The sequence below is a fragment of the Enterococcus sp. 2STP genome (assembly GCF_032465635.1).
GTDB lineage: Bacteria > Bacillota > Bacilli > Lactobacillales > Enterococcaceae > Enterococcus_B > Enterococcus_B lactis.
This window is the reverse complement of the sequence record NZ_JAWDJH010000033.1, coordinates 1-3,628: the sequence shown is the minus strand read 5'-3', so window position 1 is coordinate 3,628 and position 3,628 is coordinate 1. Positions and strand designations below refer to the sequence as shown.

4 protein-coding genes and 5 tRNA genes are annotated in these 3,628 nt (G+C 38.0%); all 9 read left to right on the top strand.

Annotation, left to right across the window (positions count from 1 at the left end; translation table 11 throughout):
- Window positions 1–54: 54 nt before the first annotated feature.
- The 9 genes from RWU19_RS13230 (at window position 55) to RWU19_RS13190 (ending at window position 3,582) form a co-directional block, all read left to right on the top strand.
- Window positions 55–125 (top strand) — tRNA-Cys (locus tag RWU19_RS13230).
- Window positions 126–145: 20 nt separating this feature from the next.
- Window positions 146–230: transfer RNA gene (locus tag RWU19_RS13225), tRNA-Leu, on the top strand.
- A 61-nt stretch (window positions 231–291) separates the two neighbouring features.
- Window positions 292–364 (top strand) — tRNA-His (locus RWU19_RS13220).
- 9 nt (window positions 365–373) lie between these two features.
- Window positions 374–445, top strand: a tRNA-Gln gene (locus RWU19_RS13215).
- A 15-nt stretch (window positions 446–460) separates the two neighbouring features.
- Window positions 461–545 (top strand) — tRNA-Leu (locus tag RWU19_RS13210).
- Between the two features lie 267 nt (window positions 546–812).
- Window positions 813–2,117 carry a PTS sugar transporter subunit IIC gene (locus RWU19_RS13205; RefSeq protein ID WP_123838274.1) on the top strand — a complete coding sequence of 435 codons (1,305 nt, stop codon included), beginning with the start codon at window positions 813–815 and terminating at the stop codon, window positions 2,115–2,117.
- A gap of 24 nt (window positions 2,118–2,141) precedes the next feature.
- Window positions 2,142–2,402 carry a diacylglycerol kinase gene (locus RWU19_RS13200; protein WP_123838275.1) on the top strand — a complete coding sequence of 87 codons (261 nt, stop codon included), beginning with the start codon at window positions 2,142–2,144 and terminating at the stop codon, window positions 2,400–2,402.
- Window positions 2,403–2,579: 177 nt separating this feature from the next.
- On the top strand, window positions 2,580–2,978 hold the full coding sequence (locus RWU19_RS13195) for a cytidine deaminase family protein (protein ID WP_002292397.1): 399 nt from the start codon (window positions 2,580–2,582) through the stop codon (window positions 2,976–2,978).
- A gap of 94 nt (window positions 2,979–3,072) precedes the next feature.
- A complete protein-coding gene (locus RWU19_RS13190) occupies window positions 3,073–3,582 on the top strand; it encodes a kinase (protein WP_316002456.1) in 510 nt (169 codons plus the stop codon).
- The last annotated feature ends 46 nt before the right edge of the window (window positions 3,583–3,628 follow it).

Here is a 3,628-nt window from a genome sequence, read left to right as displayed (position 1 = left end):
TTAAGTCATTTTCTATAATTTATTCTTTATTTTATAGATTGATAATAGTATAATGGCGGTATAGCCAAGTGGTAAGGCAGAGGTCTGCAAAACCTTCATCACCGGTTCAAATCCGGTTACCGCCTTAGTACTAATAAATCAACTTGCCGGCGTGGCGGAATTGGCAGACGCGCTGGACTCAAAATCCAGTGCCCGTTGAGGGCGTGCCGGTTCGACCCCGGCCGCCGGTATTGACTAAGATGTCTTCATCTTAGTTTTTTATTGAGAAATTAAATAACATCTTTTATGATGGCGAATGTGGCGAAGTGGTTAACGCACCGGATTGTGGCTCCGGCATTCGTGGGTTCGATTCCCATCATTCGCCCTTTATTCTTGGGGTATAGCCAAGCGGTAAGGCAAGGGACTTTGACTCCCTCATGCGTTGGTTCGAATCCAGCTACCCCAGTTATTCTTTTAATTTGCCGGCGTGGCGGAATTGGCAGACGCGCTGGACTCAAAATCCAGTGTCCGTTGAGGACGTGCCGGTTCGACCCCGGCCGCCGGTATTACGAAAAACCTTGAAATTAAATTTCAAGGTTTTTTATTTTATTTAAATACTATTTTATAAACCCATAGATCAGTATAGGAACAGTAAAGTTTATTAGGTTTGAAAAATTTTTTTGTATAGAAAAAAGAACCTGTATTAAAAAATAATAATATTTTCTACTAAAATATATTGAAATAAAATTTCATAATTATATAATTAATTATGAACATTCTTTGCTTCATCATGCAGTGAATGCTTTCTATTTTATTGAAAAGGAGTGGTTTTAGTGGAAAAGCTGATGAAATGGGTTGAGGAAAAACTTGTCCCACCAATGGCAAAAATTGGTACACAGCGACATTTATTGGCAATTCGTAATGGGGTTGTTTCAACACTGTCATTGATTTTGATTGGTACATTTTTTATGGTTTTCATCAATTTACCGTTTCCTGGGTGGAATGAATTTATTGCCCCTTATTCGGCAACGATCGTTTTACCTTTCAGGATTACGATGGGATTAATGGCTATTTACGCAACTTTTGTTATGGGTTCGGATCTAGCTAAATCATATGGGTTGGATAGTGTGACGGGTGGTATATTATCACTAGGGACGTTCTTTATGTTACAAGTTCCTGTAAACGTTTTAACACCTAAAGAGGCACCTCTTGGCTGGGTCTTACCGATGAGTTCTTTAGGAGCATCTGGGATGTTTGCCGGGATCCTATCCATGATTTTTGCAGTGGAAGTGTATCGTTTCTTTAAAAAGCGTAATATTACTATCAAAATGCCAGAACAAGTACCACCTGCTGTTGCCCGTAGTTTTGAGGCATTGATTCCTGGTGCAGTGATTTTAACAACGACTTGGTTGATTCGAAGCGTCGCGGGCTTTGATGTAAACGCTGCCTTGTTATCGTTATTCGAGCCTTTAACCAATATTTTAGGGAATAATCTGCTTGGTGTTTTATTACCGATGTTTTTGATCCATTTGTTGTGGTCATTTGGGATCCATGGCATGAGTATCGTAGGGGCTGTCGTTCGCCCAATGTGGCTGATTATGTTGGATGAGAATGCGAAGGCGTTAGCAGATGGTACAGCTGCTACCAAATTGCCTTATATTGCTCCTGAACAGTTTTATCAATGGACAGTTACGATTGGCGGTGCAGGAGCCACGATTGTGGTATCAGTTTTGTTTTTATTCTTTTGTAAATCAAAATTCTTAAAAGAAGTTGGTCGCTTTTCCATTATTCCTGGTATCTTCAATATCAATGAGCCGATGATTTTTGGAGCTCCTATGATGTTGAATCCTTATATGTTCATTCCATTCAACTTAGTTCCTTTAGTTTTGACTATTGTCAGCTATTTTGCAGTCAAATTAGAAATGGTCAATGGATTTACTGTGTTGCCAACATGGACATTACCAGCACCAATCGGCGGCTATCTTTCAGCAGGAAATGACTGGCGTGTGGTTGTTTTGATTGTGATCAATACACTGATAGCATTTATCATCTATTATCCATTTGTAAAAGCTTATGATAAAAAGATGTTGTCAGATGAACAAAATAATAATGGAGATAACGAAATACAAACTGCTTAGGTCTGATTTCAGAGGTGGAAAACAATGTATTGGCTGATTTTATTTTTTGCTTTTATCTTTTTATTAACGATAAGCCAACTTATGTTGAATATGCTGGCTATGCGTCACGTTCACATCAATCGTTGGATTTGGGCTCTGGCATCATTTTTGATTGTGATTCTTCCAAAGATCATTTTACCGCAGATGAATGTTTTATTATCATGGGGTACATATATACTTTGTGGAATTTTTGCTATCAATTTTATGATCGAGCAGCATAGGTGGTTTGTCACATCGAAGCTTTAAATGTTCCAAAAAGCAGGCTTGTAAATGCAAGCTTGCTTTTTTACCGTTGTATCAAGAACAATAGACTATACTCCATACTAACTGAGTCGTTTCTTTTCTTTCCGTTCTGCCATTGATGTTTTTTTATATAAAGATTATGATTGCTTTAACCGATTTGGCAGAAAGAAGGAGATAAAAATGAGCGATTTATCAACAATGGATTTAGAATTAGTGGATGCTGCAACCGAAGTCATTAAATCAAATATTGATTTGGTGTCTTTCAATCATACAGTAGGAGCTGCAGTACGTTGCACAAACGGTAATGTGTATACTGGTGTGAATGTTTATTCGAATCATGGGGCATGTGCAGAAATCATTGCGTTAGGGACAGCAATCAGTCGTGGTGAACGTGATTTTGAGTGTATCGTAGCTGTGGGTGGAGATCATTCTGACATGATCTATTCTCCATGTGGGAATTGCCGACAGTTTATATTGGAGTATGCACCTGATTGTGAGATCATTGTTTCAACAGAAGAGGGGGCTAAAAAAATTAAAATTACGGATCTCATTCCATATGCTTACCACAGATCAGAATGAGTTTATACAAACAGATTCTCTTTTTATTTTCAATTAACAGAAGGTTTAATGATGTTGGATGAATGATTATCGGTATACAAGGAGATGCAGTGTCATGGGGAAGCTAGTCATATTAAGAGGAAATTCAGCAAGTGGGAAAACAACGACAGCTAAAGCTATTCAAAATCATTTTCCTATGGGGAAGGTGATGCGAATCTCTCAAGATGAAGTGAGAAGAGGAATGTTGAATGTCAAAGATAAAGTAGGAAATCCTACACCAGATTTGATCCGTCAGTTGGCAGAATTCGGAAAAGACAGATTTGATTTAGTCCTTGTTGAGGGAATCATGAGCACAAAAATCTACAAAGCGATGCTTATGGACCTGTATGAGAGCTTTCAAGGAAATGTATTTGCTTATTATTACGATTTTTCTTTTGAAGAAACGCTGAGACGTCACAGCCAGAGAAATGTGTCAAAAGAATTTGGTGCAGAACAAATGGCGGAGTGGTGGTTGGAGCACGATATACTTGGATTGCCTAATGAGAAGATACTGACTGCCGAATTAAGTCAACAAGAAATGATAGAGAAAATACTTCAGGAGATTGATCTGCAGGTAGACAGTTGATTTTTTATCAAGAAATAATTGGTAATAAAAATTAAAATTTTTATTC